At 36.9% G+C, this 16,130-nt stretch carries 16 protein-coding genes; 12 read left to right on the forward strand and 4 right to left on the reverse strand.

Annotated elements, in window-relative coordinates:
* The first annotated feature begins 381 nt into the window (after window positions 1-381).
* Window positions 382-1,284, forward strand: coding sequence for an Rpn family recombination-promoting nuclease/putative transposase (locus D8Q48_RS05215; RefSeq protein ID WP_121055740.1), 903 nt, complete (start codon window positions 382-384; stop codon window positions 1,282-1,284).
* Window positions 1,285-1,459: 175 nt separating this feature from the next.
* Here the strand turns inward: D8Q48_RS05215 and D8Q48_RS05220 are convergent, their stop codons facing one another.
* From D8Q48_RS05220 to D8Q48_RS05230, 3 genes are all read right to left on the reverse strand, one after another.
* Entirely contained in the window at window positions 1,460-2,002 is a 543-nt protein-coding gene (locus D8Q48_RS05220; RefSeq protein WP_118687862.1) for an NADH peroxidase, read from the reverse strand.
* An 87-nt stretch (window positions 2,003-2,089) separates the two neighbouring features.
* Window positions 2,090-2,479, reverse strand: coding sequence for a transcriptional repressor (locus D8Q48_RS05225; RefSeq protein ID WP_117991799.1), 390 nt, complete (start codon window positions 2,477-2,479; stop codon window positions 2,090-2,092).
* A gap of 102 nt (window positions 2,480-2,581) precedes the next feature.
* A complete protein-coding gene (locus tag D8Q48_RS05230; protein WP_172696958.1) occupies window positions 2,582-3,505 on the reverse strand; it encodes an AraC family transcriptional regulator in 924 nt (307 codons plus the stop codon).
* Between the two features lie 443 nt (window positions 3,506-3,948).
* Between D8Q48_RS05230 and D8Q48_RS05235 the strand changes: the two genes are divergently transcribed.
* From D8Q48_RS05235 to D8Q48_RS05250, 4 genes are all read left to right on the forward strand, one after another.
* Entirely contained in the window at window positions 3,949-4,647 is a 699-nt protein-coding gene (locus tag D8Q48_RS05235) for an MFS transporter (protein WP_121055741.1), read from the forward strand.
* Between the two features lie 57 nt (window positions 4,648-4,704).
* The gene (locus tag D8Q48_RS05240; RefSeq protein WP_117991796.1) at window positions 4,705-5,757 is read left to right on the forward strand and encodes a family 43 glycosylhydrolase; all 1,053 of its coding nucleotides are present in this window, start codon (window positions 4,705-4,707) and stop codon (window positions 5,755-5,757) included.
* Window positions 5,758-6,128: 371 nt separating this feature from the next.
* Window positions 6,129-6,902, forward strand: coding sequence for a C40 family peptidase (locus D8Q48_RS05245; protein WP_118687864.1), 774 nt, complete (start codon window positions 6,129-6,131; stop codon window positions 6,900-6,902).
* 830 nt (window positions 6,903-7,732) lie between these two features.
* On the forward strand, window positions 7,733-7,942 hold the full coding sequence (locus tag D8Q48_RS05250; protein WP_022075504.1) for a DUF1858 domain-containing protein: 210 nt from the start codon (window positions 7,733-7,735) through the stop codon (window positions 7,940-7,942).
* A gap of 113 nt (window positions 7,943-8,055) precedes the next feature.
* Here the strand turns inward: D8Q48_RS05250 and D8Q48_RS05255 are convergent, their stop codons facing one another.
* Window positions 8,056-8,802 (reverse strand): adaptor protein MecA, encoded by a 747-nt coding sequence (locus D8Q48_RS05255; protein WP_118687865.1) that lies wholly within the window; start codon window positions 8,800-8,802, stop codon window positions 8,056-8,058.
* Window positions 8,803-9,347: 545 nt separating this feature from the next.
* On the opposite strand from D8Q48_RS05255, the gene D8Q48_RS05260 reads away from it, so the two are divergent.
* From D8Q48_RS05260 to D8Q48_RS05290, 7 genes are all read left to right on the forward strand, one after another.
* The gene (locus tag D8Q48_RS05260; protein ID WP_022075502.1) at window positions 9,348-9,599 is read left to right on the forward strand and encodes a hypothetical protein; all 252 of its coding nucleotides are present in this window, start codon (window positions 9,348-9,350) and stop codon (window positions 9,597-9,599) included.
* A 57-nt stretch (window positions 9,600-9,656) separates the two neighbouring features.
* On the forward strand, window positions 9,657-11,579 hold the full coding sequence (locus tag D8Q48_RS05265) for a glycosyl hydrolase family 18 protein (protein ID WP_117991793.1): 1,923 nt from the start codon (window positions 9,657-9,659) through the stop codon (window positions 11,577-11,579).
* A 118-nt stretch (window positions 11,580-11,697) separates the two neighbouring features.
* Window positions 11,698-12,423 carry an N-acetylmuramoyl-L-alanine amidase gene (locus D8Q48_RS05270; protein WP_347562285.1) on the forward strand — a complete coding sequence of 242 codons (726 nt, stop codon included), beginning with the start codon at window positions 11,698-11,700 and terminating at the stop codon, window positions 12,421-12,423.
* Window positions 12,424-12,528: 105 nt separating this feature from the next.
* Complete coding sequence (locus D8Q48_RS05275) at window positions 12,529-14,058, forward strand: L-threonylcarbamoyladenylate synthase (RefSeq protein WP_117990048.1); 1,530 nt, start codon at window positions 12,529-12,531, stop codon at window positions 14,056-14,058.
* A gap of 24 nt (window positions 14,059-14,082) precedes the next feature.
* The gene (locus tag D8Q48_RS05280) at window positions 14,083-14,571 is read left to right on the forward strand and encodes a dCMP deaminase family protein (RefSeq protein ID WP_117989927.1); all 489 of its coding nucleotides are present in this window, start codon (window positions 14,083-14,085) and stop codon (window positions 14,569-14,571) included.
* 117 nt (window positions 14,572-14,688) lie between these two features.
* A complete protein-coding gene (locus tag D8Q48_RS05285) occupies window positions 14,689-14,898 on the forward strand; it encodes a pro-sigmaK processing inhibitor BofA family protein (protein WP_117989928.1) in 210 nt (69 codons plus the stop codon).
* A 282-nt stretch (window positions 14,899-15,180) separates the two neighbouring features.
* Window positions 15,181-16,089: a hypothetical protein gene (locus D8Q48_RS05290; RefSeq protein WP_121055743.1), complete on the forward strand. Its 909-nt coding sequence runs from the start codon at window positions 15,181-15,183 to the stop codon at window positions 16,087-16,089.
* Window positions 16,090-16,130 lie beyond the last annotated feature (41 nt).

Raw genomic sequence — 16,130 nt, forward strand, 5'->3', positions numbered from 1 at the left:
TTTGTTTTTTTTTTGGGTGTTTGTGGTTTTGTTTTTGGTTTTTTTTTGTTTCAAAAAAACCCACTAAACTCCGTCCCTATCCGGCTCTCCCGCTCACATGATTTTTCCCTTGAAATGTATCAGCTTATGTGCTATTCTAAATCCACTCAGATGATATTCATTCATCTATAAAAGATCTATTAATCAAATCGGTATTTCAATTTAAAAGCTCAATTATTCGAGCAGATAATCCGATGAAAACAACAACGAGACAGCAGCTAAAGCCAATTAAAAATGTATGCAAGGACTTTTTTGGGTGAGATTTATGTGATAAACTATATCTATACGAGGATTCTTGTATCTTTTTTGCAATTATGCTGTCGCAAAAGAGAGGAGAATTCAATGGGAAAAACAAGTAAACAAAAGAAAACAAAAGCAGACAAATTTATAATGTTGCCCACCGTGGATTTCTGTTTTAAAGAGCTAATGCAAGATAAAAAGGTGCGAAAAGGACTGATAGCGGCATTGTTAAATGTGAACCCGACAGAAGTGGAATCAACAACACTGATGCCGACGATTTTAAGAAAAAGATATCCGGAGGATAAGTATGGAATCTTAGATGTACGAGTTGAATTGAAAAACGGCGTTCAAATTGATTTGGAAATGCAGGTTGAATCGTATGACTTCTGGGCTAATCGTTCAGTTTATTATGTGAGCAAGATGTATACGGAACAAATTAAAGAAGGGGAAGATTACGATAAACTCCAGAAATGCATTCAGGTAGGTATTTTATGTTTTCCATTGTTTGAAGACAATAAATGCTACCGAAGGATTGCTTTGTGCGATACGGAATCAGGAGAAGAATATACAGACTTGATAGAAATGCATGTTCTTGAACTTTCTAAATTACCTCCTGAGCAGCAAAATGAAACAGACCTTATGAAATGGATGCGTTTTTTCGGTGGGAGATGTGAGGAGGATTTTAAGAAAATGGCAGAAAAGGATGAATATATTGGCGAAGCGTATGAAGCATTAAAAAATATGAGTGAAGATGAAATAAAACGAATGGAATACGAAGCTCGGCAAAAGGCAATCCGGGATTATAATTCTTATATGCATAGTGCTGAGAGACGTGGAATTAAGAACGGAATTAAAAATGGAATTAAGATTGGAAGAGCAGAAATATTAAAACAGCAAGTTGAGAAGAAACTTGCCAAAGGCAAGAGCCTGGAGATAATTGCAGATGAGTGTGAAGAGGAAATTTCTGTTATTCAGGCACTTATTAACGAGATAAGAGCAGAGTAACAGGAGTCGGAAAGGGACGGGGATAGTGAGCCGGATAGGGACGGAGTTTAGTGGCTTTTTGCTATGCAAAAAAGCCACTAAACTCCGTCCCTATCCGGCTCACTATCCCCGTCCCTTTCCGGCACTACAAAAAGAGGGCAAGACTTTCATCTCACCCTCTTGGAAGTGTCAAATATTAGCCGAAATATCTCTTAAGCAATCCTTCGAATGCTTTTCCGTGTCTAGCTTCATCTCTTGCCATCTCATGTACTGTATCGTGGATTGCATCCAGATTAGCAGCTTTAGCACGTTTAGCAAGGTCAAATTTACCAGCTGTAGCTCCGTTCTCAGCGTCAACTCTCATCTCAAGGTTTTTCTTTGTGCTGTCTGTTACGACTTCTCCAAGAAGTTCTGCAAATTTAGCAGCGTGCTCTGCTTCTTCGTAAGCAGCTTTTTCCCAGTAAAGACCGATCTCTGGGTAACCTTCTCTGTGAGCAACTCTTGCCATTGCAAGATACATACCAACTTCTGAACATTCTCCTTCAAAGTTTGCTCTTAAATCAGCAAGGATGTCTTCGCTAACACCTTTAGCAACACCTACAACGTGCTCAGCAGCCCATTCTCTTTCACCTGTCTGCTCTTTGAATTTGTCAGCACCAACACCACAAACTGGACATTTCTCTGGTGCAGCATCTCCTTCGTGAACATATCCGCATACTGTACATACAAATTTTTTCATAATTTTGTTCTCCTTTTCTTAAAATGAAATTTTGGTATAATTAAGACCTTTCATAGTTATAATTCGCAAAAATCTGTGAGTATATAACTATTTTATGCAGTCACCGCATTTACCATAAAAAATAGTGTTACTGGATTCTATAATACCATCGAAATTCGTGGCAGCTGCCTTGTTTATCTGTTCGATTTCCTTCATATCCAGGTCAAGGTCAAGAACCCGTCTGCACTCAGTGCAGAAAAAATGATTGTGTGGCTTGACACATCCATCAAATCTGTCGGCTCCATCTGGAGTGGCGATTTTCAATGCTTCACCAATGTCCGTAAGAAGATTCAAATTCCGATATACAGTTCCAAGACTGATGTTAGGATAATCTTCCTTTACATGCATATAAACCATGTCGGCAGTTGGATGCTCTTTGGTCGAGGCCAGATACTGTTTGATGGATTCTCGTTGTCGGCTGAATTTTAATGTTGCCATTGGGAATCCCTCCTTAAAACTTAAACAATAATAGTAACAATTACTGTAATTAGAATATACAATTATTTGAGGAAAATGTCAATACTTTTTTGAAAAAAATTTTCAAGTTTCTTGATGAATTTTTCGATATTTTGTTGGAGACATTCCATAATAATCAGTAAATACTCTGTAAAAATGATCGGAACTGTTATAGCCGACATCTTCTGCTATTTTTTCGATAGAATCATTTGTTGTTTCTAACAATTGAACTGCCGCTCTCATTTTTAATTTTCGGACTACAGAAGAAAATGACTGGTCTGTAGTTTCCTTTATTATTTTTGACAGATAAGGCACAGAATAATGAAAAATTTTTGAAAGTTCGGACAGGGTAATTGTGGTATAGTGACTTTGTATGTAGCGCAAAATAGGAGCGTAGGCAATTCCGTTATTATAACTGGAAAACTGGCTGTATGTTTCGTAATTTCGTAGAATGCTTACGAATAGAAGGCTAAGCCAGTGGACGTTGCTTTGATTTACATATTTATCATATTGAAAATTTTCTAAAAAAAGTTCTTTCATTAAAAAACGTACATCAGGAGAAGCACTTGTCTGGAAAAGCAGATAATTTGGCTCATCTGTATTTGATAAAATCTTCCTGAAAAAGTGGGACAGAATATCATCATTGGAAAGAAGTGGGAAAAATGTCTTACTAAAAGTTTGTTCTTTCACAAGGATAGGGAAAATCTGTGAATCTGGATCGAGAAGTCTGGTAGAATGGTTTGTAAAAGGAGAAATAATACAGAAATCCCCTTCTTTTAGTATTCTTTTTTCATCCAGAAAGACAAACTCACACTGACCTTTGAAAATATAATTAATCTCAAAACAATCATGCATGTGAATAAAGGTATTAATATTCCAAAACTGACTTATAACGGTTAAGTCTGCATTCATAGGGACAACATCAAAATCTTCTATATTAGTTAGAATATTTCCAGGAAAACGGAAATATAAAGTACGTATTTTTTTCAAAAATTCATCATCATCCATCAGGGCAAATCCACTTATATCAGGAAGCTCTGACTCGGAACAAATATAATTTTGGTTTTTATACAGTTCATGAAGAATATCCGGAAGATTAGGATGGTTATTATGAACTCGGTTAAAATTATCAATGCTATCCTGGATATCTCCAAGTGAAACGTAGAAATTCATAATATGCTTACCTCCTTTGCACCAGTATATCATCCAATTCAAACAGTGTAAATTAAAAAAGATACAAGATGAATAGTAAAAAACAAAAAAAACAGGATATATTTAATTATAAATATTAAAAAATATAGGAAAATAAAGTGAATTCATTATGATATTACAGAGCGGAAAATGTGGTTGCAATGATATGATGCCTTTAGAAAAAAGGAGGATATTAAAATGGGAGTGAATTCAAAAGGAAAGCTAAGCTGGAGAGAAAAATAGCATTTTCCAGTGGTGAAATGGGAATAAATTTGTTGTTTGCAGCAATGAGCGCATATCTACTTGTATATTATACAAATTATGCGCACGTTAATGCAGCGGTTATTTCACTGAATATGGGATCTATGTTTTATTATCTTGCGTATGTATGTGGAAAACCACAGTCGGTAGCAGTAGTAGGAATGATTTTATCCATGCCGATGCTTTTCCTGATTCCTCTTTCAAAACCTGTGATCGCAAAAACTGGTATGAAGAACGGCCTGATTGGTGGTATTTTGCTTATGACATTGGGACGTGTGGTCGTTGGTCTTGGTGGAAGTACATCTCTTATGGCAGTATATATAGGTTCGGTTATTTTTGCTGTAGGATGTAGTACACAGTGGTGCTCTTATCCATTACTTTGTAATACGGTAGAATATGGTGAGTGGCAGAATGGTTATCGTCAGGAAGGGCTGATCATGTCAGTAAATAGTTTTGGTTCCAAATGTGGTACAGCTTTGGGAACAGCATTCTGTGGATGGATTCTTGCATGGGCAGGATATAATGGTGCAGCAGAGGTACAGACTGCATCGGCTTTAACAGGTATTACGATTGTATATGTAGTGCTTCCAATTGTCTTAAATATTCTGTGTGTAATTATTCTTAGCTTCTACAAACTGGAAAAACAGTATCCGACAATTGTCAAAGAACTGGAAGAAAGACACCAGAAAGAAAAATAGTGTGAAGCTGAAAGAATGTTTATAGAAATATTACGATAGTGGAGAAAGGAAATAAATATGAAGAATCAGGCGATATATCCGGGTAAGGTATGGTTGGATACAAATGGAAATCGTATTCAGGCTCATGGCGGTTCTATTATGTACATTGATGGCGTGTATTATTGGTATGGAGAAAATAAAGAGAAAACAGATGGTGTGAACGGTATCTGGCATTGGGGAGTGAAATGTTATAGTTCCACAGATTTGTATAACTGGGAAGACAGAGGAATTATTATTCCACCGGAACCAGGTGATCCTACATCTTCATTGCATCCGGAATCATGTATGGACAGACCACATATTATTTATAATAAGAAAACAAAGAAATATGTATGTTGGATGAAAATTATGAACAAAGACAGTTTCCAGACACAGACAGAAACTGTAATGGTTGCAAATCACATTCTTGGTCCATACACGAAGGTGAAAGAAGGATTACAGCCATTGGGAATGAATGCAGGAGATTTTGATCTTGCTGTAGCAGAAGATGGAAAAGCATATTATTACTTTGAACGTGTGCATTCGGAAACAATTTGTGCGGATCTGACGGAAGATTATACAGATGTTACAGGATATTATTCTACGCATTTTCCGAGAAAACATCCACCATATGTGAGAGAGGCAACGGCACATTTTAAAAGAAAAGGAAAACATTATCTGATTACTTCCGGAACAACAGGATATTTACCAAATCCGTCAGAAGTAGCTGTTGCAGATACATGGCATGGACCATATAAAGTATTGGGAAATCCTCATGTTGGAGATGAGAGTCAGACATCTTTCCACAGTCAGATCTCATGTATCTTTAAAGTGGAAGGAAAAAAAGATTTATACATTGCGTGTGCAGATCGATGGCTGCCACAGAATATGGATAAAGAATATCCAATTTATGAGGAAATGTTTAACAGTATTTATTCAGAAGAAGAGAAAGAATTTGATTTTAGCCGCATGGGAGAGGAACCGGTTCAGAATACATCCATTGCAGATTATGTATGGTTACCACTTCGTTTTGATGGAGATATGGTTTATATTGACTGGAAAGACGAGTGGAGAATAGAAGATTACGAGTAAAAAGTAATAAATTAGGATAACAGGTGTTGTTAGTAGGTTAGGAAGTTTATGCTTCCAAGATTACTGACAACACCTGTTTTGATATAAAAAAGAAATTCTTATTATTTGTATAATGAAGCTAGTTGTGAATGATGAAAATAAATTCCGGGATGTATGATAATGACAAAATATTACAAATATATTACATAAAGAACGGAAAATATGAAATAATATGTAAGATAAGGTCGTAGGATGAAGATGGAAAGATATGGTAAAATATTGACAAAATAATATTTTGTTGATACAATGCAAATGTAACAAATAATTAATAAATGTGTAACAATTGAAAACTTCCTACAAAAGATAAAGAAAAAACAGTAAGGAGGTTTTAGATGAAACAAGTACACATAAAACAAAAATTGATTGCTTCTGCAATAGTTGGAGCATTGATGATTCCGGGGAGTGCAATGGTAGTAGATGCAGCGGATACAGACGAAAATGTAAATGTAGTATCGCAGGTTGCAGGAATCGATCAAGTTACAGTTGCAACAGTAACGGCAGATGTGCTGAATGTAAGAGCCGGTCAGGGGACCGATTTCCAAATTTTATTGCAAATTTTAGAACAAGAACGTTATGAAGTAACAGGGGACTCAGTAAATGGATGGTATCCGATCACAGTAGGGGATGTAGACGGATGGGTGTCCGGTGAGTGGATTACGACTGAGAAAGTGGACAAAGATGAATTTGCAGAAGAGGAAAAACAGGCACAAAAAGATAGTGTAGGGATGGCACAAGAAACGGTTGCGTTACAATCTTTGTCATATACAACAGGACAGCAGGTTATAGATTTTGCCTGTCAGTTTATTGGGAATCCCTATGTATGGGGAGGCACAAGTTTAACTAGTGGTGCAGATTGTTCAGGATTTGTACAGTCGGTATATGCAAACTTTGGGATAAGTCTTCCGCGAACCACATGGGATATGGAAAATATCGGATATGAAGTATCATATGAACAGGCACAGCCGGGTGACTTGATTCTTTATGATGGTCACGTCGGCTTGTATATGGGTGATGGAAATATTGTAAATGCAATGAATGAAGCAGATGGGATTGGTATATGCACGGCAACGTATGCGCCAATCGTGACAGTGAGGAGAGTATTATAGATATCAAGAATGGTGCGGAGAAAAACTTCCGCACCATTTTTTTACATTATTATAGGAAGAAAGTATATTAGAAATATGTGGATAACTTAGCCAAATAGCTTATCCACACTATCAACATGAAAAATAGTGTAATATACACCGACTTTTACTGAAAAATAGAAGATTATTCACCGATTCTCAACAGATTATCAACAAGGAAAGGATATTTTTTCACTGGAATACCCCTGATTTTTCACATGAAAAACCGAGTTATCCACAGAAATTCACAAAGTTATCCACATTTTGTTAATATGTTGGGGAAAAATAGTGGGTAACTGGTACATGAACAATTGTTTGGAGTTAGTTATGTGAAAAAGTATGACAGTAATGAGATATTTGTGTGTAACCAGGTGAATTTACAGAAAGTTTACAAAATAATAAGACAGGAAAGATTGTTAAAAGTTCTCCAATAGGAAAATGGCGAATGGCAAAATGCACAAAAAAACAGAAAAACGTCGAAAATCTTGAAAATGGAGTTTTCAACTTATTCACATTGAAAATTCGGAAAATGGTGGATAAATTAGAGATTTCCTCATAGTTATTCACATTATCCACATTAAAAACCCACATTTATGTGAATTACTTTTAATAAAAAAAGAACAGATGTTTTGGTGTAAATTATGAAAATGCATTTTTGTCGAAAAAAAACAAAAAAATAATTGACTTTTAAGATGTCTAAAATCTATAAGAATTGAAGTGACAATTCAGATATTTGATACATTTTTAGAGTTGCTAAATTCAATGTATGGGATTATAATAGGAAACACGAAACAATAAGGAGGAAATTGAAAATGGCACAGATTACAAGAGCTACAAAAATTGGCGAATTGTTGAATGTATTTCCAGAATCAGCTCCAATCTTAATGGAAATTGGAATGCATTGTCTTGGATGCCCATCTTCACAGATGGAGTCATTAGAAGAAGCAGCTATGGTTCATGGTATTGATGCAGATTTACTTGTTGAGAAGATCAATGCAGCAATGACAGCAGCAGGAAAATAAATTAAAATGACTAAAATAAAAATGTCCGAAATTCGATTTGAAGAATTTCGGACATTTTTTTGCTTAAAAATAATGATTACATCATAGCAGGTACGATAAATGAATATCTGTTATTAGCTAAGATGCGCCAGTTTCTGTACGGCATCGGCTGCTATCACAATCTCACAGTGTTCTTCAAGAAATGCGAGAATCGTAGTAGATACCTTCTCCGGAGAACCATATTCAGAAAGCATATTACAGACTTTATTAAATTCATTTTTTGTATGCTCTGACTGTGTCAGTGCCAGAATGTAAATACCATCACTGTTGTTATCACGATACAAAGTATTAGCACCATGATAAAGAGAACCGATTAACTGTGCCATTTGAATGACCTGGTCGATATTGTCAAAGGAATATAATTTGACATTGAGTGGAACAGGTGCATCTTCTGCCGTTTTTTCCTCTTCCTGTTCTGATGATGTAGCAGATACGCTGGCAGCAGCACCCTTTACTTTATTGAGTAAGTCTAAAAATTCATCTGCACCTTCAAGTTTATTCAATGTCTCAGGGAGAGGAAAATCATTTTCCCCTGCAGACGTGAATTTTGAAAAACGGGTATCCAATTCTTCCGGGTCTTCAACCTTTGTAATAATAAGTACAATTGTGTCAGCAGAAGTTGGAATTGCTTCTATCATCAATGGAATATCGTCAGCTTCAAAACCAAAGTCAAATGATGCCTGTTGCATCATATCACGAAATAAGGACTTGGCTTTTTCAGTACCATATGCAAGTTCACTTAGTTTCAAATGGCGGGCAGCCAAATCGGCATGTGTCAATGTACAACGAATCTGGTTATCGTTAATTTTTTCAATTTTCATATGATCACATCCTTACATTTATATATTATTTCTCATGATTAGTATAAACAAATCTTTTTCGAATGTAAAGAAAAACACAAATATATTACTTATCAACAAATCCACAGCACTTATGAACAAAAAACACATTGAAATATGGGAAAGATGTTCCTATAATGGCAAGTACAGAAGATAGTATTTCGTGATAAATAAATTAATATACGAGAGGAGGAAAGAATCATTTCGGGAAATACAATTAGAATCGTAAGATCTAAATTCGGATAACAATAACATTTCATAAACATTTCAGTCAAAAAAATCTATTCGAAAAATACGAGCAACTATTCAGATTAAATTGGAAAGTTGCATATTCTAAAGAATTCGAGTCCTGAATTCTAGGACAGTACACAACTAATAATTAAAAAAGAGAAAGTCATGGTACGGTTCGTACTATCTTTTGGACATATCATCTTACGGCATGTCACACACCTAACCTCCGATATATAGATGATATATATAAATGTATATTTATCAGAACCGACATGGAAAGGAGCAGAGTCAAAAAAATGGATTTAAGTAATGGAACGGTATACACAGAATTGTATACAGAATTGGAAGGATACGAAAGGAATGGCGTCTGTCTGTTGATGGAAGGAAGTCATGTCAGCCCGATGCAGGTAGTGAGAGAACTAATGGCCCGAGAAGAAGGCAGTTATATGCGGGATTATGAGATGAATGCAGATGGATATATCGAATCCTTATCTTTTATCAATGTAACAAAGAAAAATGAAACTGAGAATGAGCATAAACCGTCGTAAACCCCTTTATTTCAGACAGTGTAATATGGTATAATGGAATCTGATAGGAGGTACGCCATGGACGAAAGAGAAAGACGCCAAAAGCGTCAAGTTAAGAAAACCAGACGACCGGTACAGTCAGGTAGAGGCGGAAGAGCTGGAGCAGGGTATCCAGAGGCAGATGCGCAGAGAAGAAGAACTTCAAACAATGTGAATAGAGCAAGACGTAATCGTGCGAGACGTAGAAGAAGACTTTTTATAATCAGAGGAGTAATATGTATTATTTTAGTTGTCGCAGTGGGCTTGGGATTCATACTTTATCACAAATATGGTTCATCTAAAGAGAAAGCTGATTTGAAAAATTATTATGGAATCAGTGATAAAAATGAGCTGGGTGTCACAGTAAATAATAAAGTAATCAAAAATAGCGATGGGAATGCGGTAGGCAGATTGATTGACGGTGAAGCGTATGTGGAATATTCTGTTGTCAGAGATTATATAAACGAACGTTTTTATTGGGACCCGAATGAGAACATTATGCTATATACATTACCAAACGGCAATGTTTCAGTTGAAGTTGGAAGCAAAGATTATACAGAAGTTACAGAGAAGAAAAGTGAGACGTATACAATTCTGAAGACAGAGGGAAGAACAGCATATATAGCCGTTCCATTCATCCAACAGTATACGAACATGGATTACAACATATACAAAACCCCGAATCGTGTTGCAATTACAAGTAGCTGGGGAGAGATTGAAAGTGCGATCATAAAGAAAAAAACAGAGGTGCGTTATCAAGGCGGAGTGAAGAGCCCAATTCTGACAGAAGTGAAGAAGTCAGATAAAGTAACCGTGCTGGAAGATGAAGATGGCTGGAAGAAAATAGCAACTGAAGACGGATTTGTCGGATATGTTAAGACAAGAACGTTAAAGAAGATTCAGAAAGAAACGACAAAAAGAGATTTTGACGAACCAAAATACACGAATATTTCTGTAGGGCATACGATTAATATGGCATGGCACAATGTTGAAAATGAAGATGCGAACAGTTATGCATTAGAAACAATTGCATCTACAAAAGGGCTTAATGTGATAGCTCCTACGTGGTTTAAAATTGCAGATACCGATGGAAATCTGACATCACTTGCAAGTTCAGATTATGTTAATTATGCACATCAGGTGAATCTTGACGTATGGGCTACAGTTAGAGATTTTCATGGTGGAATTAATAGCTATGATGAGACTTATGAAGTATTAAGTTACACTTCAAAACGTGAGAATCTGACGAATCAGATTATTGCAGCAGCACTTCAGACAGGAATTGATGGAATCAATCTTGATTTCGAATTGATTTCGACAGAATGTGGAGAGCATTATATTCAGTTTGTAAGAGAATTGTCAGTAAAATGCAGACAGAATGGATTAGTATTTTCAGTAGATAATTATGTTCCACAACCATATAATGAGCATTATGATTTAAAGGAACAGGGAATTGTCGCAGATTATGTTGTAATTATGGCATATGACGAACATACAGAAGGGTCTTATGAAGCAGGTTCTGTATCATCTTATAATTATGTAAAAGATGGAATTAAGAATGCAGCAAAGAGTGTATCATCTGATAAGCTGATAGCAGCAGTTCCATTTTACACGAGACTTTGGTTAGAAACTCCGAAGACAGATGCTGAATTGGCATCCGAAGAGGGAACTGAAGCTGCAAATTATAAGAATAAAGTAAGTAGTACAGCATTAGGCATGGATGAAGCACAGCAGGTAGTTCAGGATGCGGGTGCACAGACTGAATGGGATGATACTACAAAGCAGAATTATGCACAGTGGGAAACGGAAGATGGAACCTACAAAATTTGGCTGGAAGATACAAAATCCCTGGAGGAAAAATTGAAACTGATCAAGAGCGACAATCTTGCAGGTGTTGCAGAGTGGAAGCTTGGTTGGGAGAATTCTGATGTTTGGGATATGATTCTGCAGTATGTAAATTAAATAAGTAAGAAAGAGACATCCTTTTTCTGCATATATTTTAAAAGTAATATATGTGGAAAGGGATGTTTTTTTGAAGTTAAATTATAAAGAAATAAAGTCAAAGGGGAAAACAGTGCTCGTGATAGTCTGTTTAATGGGAGTTGCAATTGGAAGCCAGATTATCGGGACAAAGTTTTATGAGCATGTTATAAGTAAAGTAGATGATATGCAAAATAATAGTCAGAATGTAGAAGATATGGGAAGTGAAACAAGTGTAGAGAGCACACAGATAGAGAATAAAAAGGTACAGATTGTGCTGGATAGTGGGCACGGGGGAAGTGATCCGGGAAAGATTGGGATTAATGGCGTACAAGAGAAGGATATCAATCTTATGATTGCAAAGAAAGTAGAATCCAAATTACAGGAAAAGCAAATTGTTGTGATGATGACCAGGACAGATGAAAGGGGACTGGCAGATTCTAAAGTGGAAGATATGAAAACAAGAGTAGATATAATTAATGAAAATAAGCCGGTGTTGGCAGTAAGTATTCATCAAAACAGTTATGAACAGGAGGGAATTTGTGGGGCACAGGTTTTCTACTATACACATTCAACGGAAGGGAAAAGTGCAGCGGAATATATGCAGAATAGTTTATTGAGTGTGGACGCAGATAACAAAAGACAGGCAAAAGCAAATGACACTTATTACATGTTGAAGCGTACAGAGGTTCCACTCATCATTGTGGAGTGCGGATTTTTAAGCAATCGGGAAGAAGCGGAAAAATTAAGCACAGATGAATACCAGGAAAAGGTTGCAGATGCAATTTGTAATGGAATTGAAACATATCTGAAAGACATAAGTTAGAAATTTGCATTTTTTCTGTAAATATTAGTAGAAAGTTTGCCGGATAGACTGCTTTTTAGAAGATGCATATTTTTTTTTACTATGAAAAATGGTATAATAAAATTTATGGAAACGATAATTAGAAAAGTAGATAAACATAATATTGACATGCAGATTATGCAAGAAGCAGGAGAGATTCTTAAGAAGGGCGGTTTGGTAGCGTTCCCGACAGAGACGGTTTATGGTTTGGGGGCGAATGCGCTGGACGAGGAGGCAGCGAAAAAGACTTATGCAGCAAAGGGCAGACCTTCGGATAATCCATTGATCGTGCATATTGCAACTTTAGAAGATTTGGAGAAGGTAGCTAAGAATATTTCGAAAGACGTAGAAGCACTGGCTAATCGATTCTGGCCGGGACCACTGACGATGATATTTGAAAAGACAGATATCGTGCCATATGGAACAACAGGAGGATTAGATACAGTGGCTGTCAGAATGCCAAGTGACCCGATCGCAAGAGAATTAATCCTGGCAGGCGGTGGATTTGTATCGGCACCAAGTGCGAATACTTCGGGACGTCCAAGTCCGACGACAGCAGAACACGTAAGTGAAGATTTGAGTGGAAAGATCGACATGATTATAGATGGAGGAAGCGTAGATATCGGATTGGAGTCTACAATTCTTGATATGACGGTCAATCCACCGATGATTTTAAGACCCGGTGCAATTACAGCAGAGATGTTTGAAGAAGTGATTGATCATGTGACGATTGATGAGACAATTCTTGGAATAGAGACAAAAAAGGCACCAAAGGCACCTGGAATGAAGTATCGTCATTATGCACCAAAGGCCAAATTGACGATTGTAGAGGGTAATATCAGGGAAGAAGTTCTGGCAATCCGGCAGCTTGTGTATGAAGCAATCAGACAGGGCAAACGCGTTGGAATCATTGCGACGAACGAAACAATTGCGTATTATACAAATGGTGTGATCAAGAATATCGGAAGCCGTGAAAATGAAGAGACGATTGCGAGAAATCTTTATGCAATCCTGCGTGATTTTGATGCAGAAGAAGTAGATTTGATCTACAGTGAATCATTTGCCTTGCAGGGGATAGGAAAAGCAATCATGAATCGTCTTGAGAAGGCAGCGGGACATATGAGAATCTCGGCACAGGCAGTTATGAAATATCAGAAATACAGACGTATTGTATTTTTGAGTGATGCAGATACATGCCGTGGGCCAATGGCTGCAGAGATGCTCAGACACAAGGATTTACGGCAGGAATATGCCATTGATTCCCGCGGGCTTGTAGTATTGTTCCCAGAGCCGGTGAATCAAAAAGCCGAGGCAGTCATGAAAAGTGCACAAATGACGATGGAAGAGCATACAGCAACCGCATTTTCGGAAAATGATGTTGCAGAAGATATACTGATATTGGCAATGTGTGAGAGTGAAAAAGAAAAAGTACAGACAGAGTATGGAGAGGCTGCGAAAGTATTTACGCTCAGTGAATTTATCGGAGAAGAATTGGAGATACCGAACCCGTATGGTCAGCCATTGAACGCATATGGAGAATGTATGGAGAGGCTGACAGAGGCAATCGATAAACTGGCTGAAACCTTAAATAAAGAGGTGTCTTTTGAAGAAGCGTAAAAATGGGAAAAACAGGAGGGGAATATGTCGACAAAGCGAGATGATTATATATCATGGGATGAATATTTTATGGGGGTAGCTCTGCTTTCCGGACTTCGTTCAAAGGATCCGAATACACAGGTGGGATGTTGTATTGTAAGTCCTGACAATAAGATTTTATCAATGGGTTACAATGGACTTCCAAGAGGTTGTTCAGATGATGATTTTCCTTGGACGCGAGACGGAGAAGATCCGTTGGAAACAAAATATGTGTATTCAACACACAGTGAGCTCAATGCTATTTTGAATTATAGCGGCGGCAGTCTGGAAGGGGCGAGAATGTATGTCTCTTTGTTTCCTTGTAATGAATGTGCAAAGGCAATCATTCAGTCAGGAATAAAAGAAGTTATTTATGACTGCGATAAATATGCAGGTACACCAAGTGTGATTGCATCTAAGCGTATGATGAGCGCAGCAGGTGTGAAATTCTATCAGTATCATAGAACAAATAGGGAAATAAAGATTAATTTATAATAAAGAACATAAAGAAGATGTCAGCAGCATATAGATATTTTAGGAAATGAGAAGGGTGTGTCTAAATTGTTTAGTGGATAGCAATTTTGGCAGGATAATTCTGGACGGAGGTATGGTATGCTTCATAAGCTGGCATCTTTTTTTGTGACATTTTTTGTTCGCGCGCTTGTCGGAGGAACACTAATCTTTTTTATAAATCATTATGTGTTACTGGATCAAACATCGTTAAATGTAGGGATTAACGCAGCTTCGTTGGTTACAAGCGGGGCGCTTGGAGTACCTGGGGTATGTCTGTTATATGGTATCTTAATTTTTCAAAATTTGTGAGGATTTCACAAAAACAAAAAAGATGAAAAATCTATCTGGACAAATAAAAAATACACGTTTATAATACGATTCACACAGTAGTTATCACATCTGCTGTTTCATTTCAAATCAATCTGATTTGGATATTTCTAGGGATTGGATGAGCAAATATATCATTCAATTATCAATTATGAATTCCGTTGCATATTTCGCAACAATGTTTCAAGTTGAATTAATCAAAGTAAAATACGGACAAACTCTATAGGACTATAGGTGTGGTGTGTAGAGAGACAGGAGGACAAAGTGTATGTAAAAAATGTTGTAATTTGTGATTCTCAAAAACAATATTCGGAAAATCTGTTTCAAGTATTAACAAAGAGTAAGTCACCGGAAGTACAGTTTTATCTTTTTCACAGTATGCAGGACGCAGAACAATTTGCAAAAGAGAAGAAGATTTATGCGTTGCTGACAGGAGAAGAATATCCAAAAGAAAAAAGAAGGCAGATTCCGGCGGTAAGGAGATTTGTGTTAGTACAAGATAAAAGGAGTGTACTGGAAGATGGAGAGATAGGTGTTTATCGGTATCAGAGTGCAGAAGCAATACGTGCACAGATGTTGGAAAGAAGAGTTAGGAGAAAGGAGACGCAGAGAAGTACAAAGGTACGAAGAGGAGGACAATTGATCGGGGTGTATTCTCCGATTCATAGAATTGGCAAGACAAGATTTGCTCTTGCACTGGGAAAGAAATTAGCGGAGCGGGAACCGGTATTGTATTTGAATCTGGAAGGATATGCAGGTTCGTCTTACTATTTTACCGATCCAACAGAGCAGACACTGGCAGATCTGATTTATTATTTGCGTCAGGAAAAGGGGAATCTCGGGATGCGGATCAGTATGATGGCAGGTCAGCTTGAGAAGTTAGATTATATTAAACCGATGCCATATATTTTGGATATGCAGGCGATACAAAAAGAGGAATGGTTACAATTATTTCAACAGATTTTAAATCAGTGCATTTATGAGAAGATTATTTTGGATTTGGGAGACAGTGTGAATGGTTTGTTTGAAATTTTGGAGGCATGCCATACTGTTTACACACCATATATCGAAGAGCGGGCAGCAATGACAAAGCTTGCAGAGTATACGGAAAATTTGCGTAAAACAGGAAAAGAACAGGTTTTGGAGAAAACGATTCAAAAAAGAATGAGGTAGAAGATAACGTGAATATACAAGAAGAACAGCTATATGAACGG

Source organism: Ruminococcus sp. B05, assembly GCF_003628495.1.
In the GTDB taxonomy this organism is placed as follows: domain Bacteria; phylum Bacillota; class Clostridia; order Lachnospirales; family Lachnospiraceae; genus Schaedlerella; species Schaedlerella hominis.

Coding starts and splice junctions, on each gene's coding strand:
- D8Q48_RS05265 (WP_117991793.1), top strand. CDS start 9,657: ATGGACGAAAGAGAAAGACGCCAAAAGCGTCAAGTTAAGAAAACCAGA.
- D8Q48_RS05225 (WP_117991799.1), bottom strand. CDS start 2,479: ATGGCAACATTAAAATTCAGCCGACAACGAGAATCCATCAAACAGTAT.
- D8Q48_RS05235 (WP_121055741.1), top strand. CDS start 3,949: ATGGGAATAAATTTGTTGTTTGCAGCAATGAGCGCATATCTACTTGTA.
- D8Q48_RS05220 (WP_118687862.1), bottom strand. CDS start 2,002: ATGAAAAAATTTGTATGTACAGTATGCGGATATGTTCACGAAGGAGAT.
- D8Q48_RS05260 (WP_022075502.1), top strand. CDS start 9,348: ATGGATTTAAGTAATGGAACGGTATACACAGAATTGTATACAGAATTG.
- D8Q48_RS05255 (WP_118687865.1), bottom strand. CDS start 8,802: ATGAAAATTGAAAAAATTAACGATAACCAGATTCGTTGTACATTGACA.
- D8Q48_RS05240 (WP_117991796.1), top strand. CDS start 4,705: ATGAAGAATCAGGCGATATATCCGGGTAAGGTATGGTTGGATACAAAT.
- D8Q48_RS05280 (WP_117989927.1), top strand. CDS start 14,083: ATGTCGACAAAGCGAGATGATTATATATCATGGGATGAATATTTTATG.
- D8Q48_RS05250 (WP_022075504.1), top strand. CDS start 7,733: ATGGCACAGATTACAAGAGCTACAAAAATTGGCGAATTGTTGAATGTA.
- D8Q48_RS05285 (WP_117989928.1), top strand. CDS start 14,689: ATGCTTCATAAGCTGGCATCTTTTTTTGTGACATTTTTTGTTCGCGCG.
- D8Q48_RS05230 (WP_172696958.1), bottom strand. CDS start 3,505: ATGGATGATGATGAATTTTTGAAAAAAATACGTACTTTATATTTCCGT.
- D8Q48_RS05215 (WP_121055740.1), top strand. CDS start 382: ATGGGAAAAACAAGTAAACAAAAGAAAACAAAAGCAGACAAATTTATA.
- D8Q48_RS05245 (WP_118687864.1), top strand. CDS start 6,129: ATGAAACAAGTACACATAAAACAAAAATTGATTGCTTCTGCAATAGTT.
- D8Q48_RS05275 (WP_117990048.1), top strand. CDS start 12,529: ATGGAAACGATAATTAGAAAAGTAGATAAACATAATATTGACATGCAG.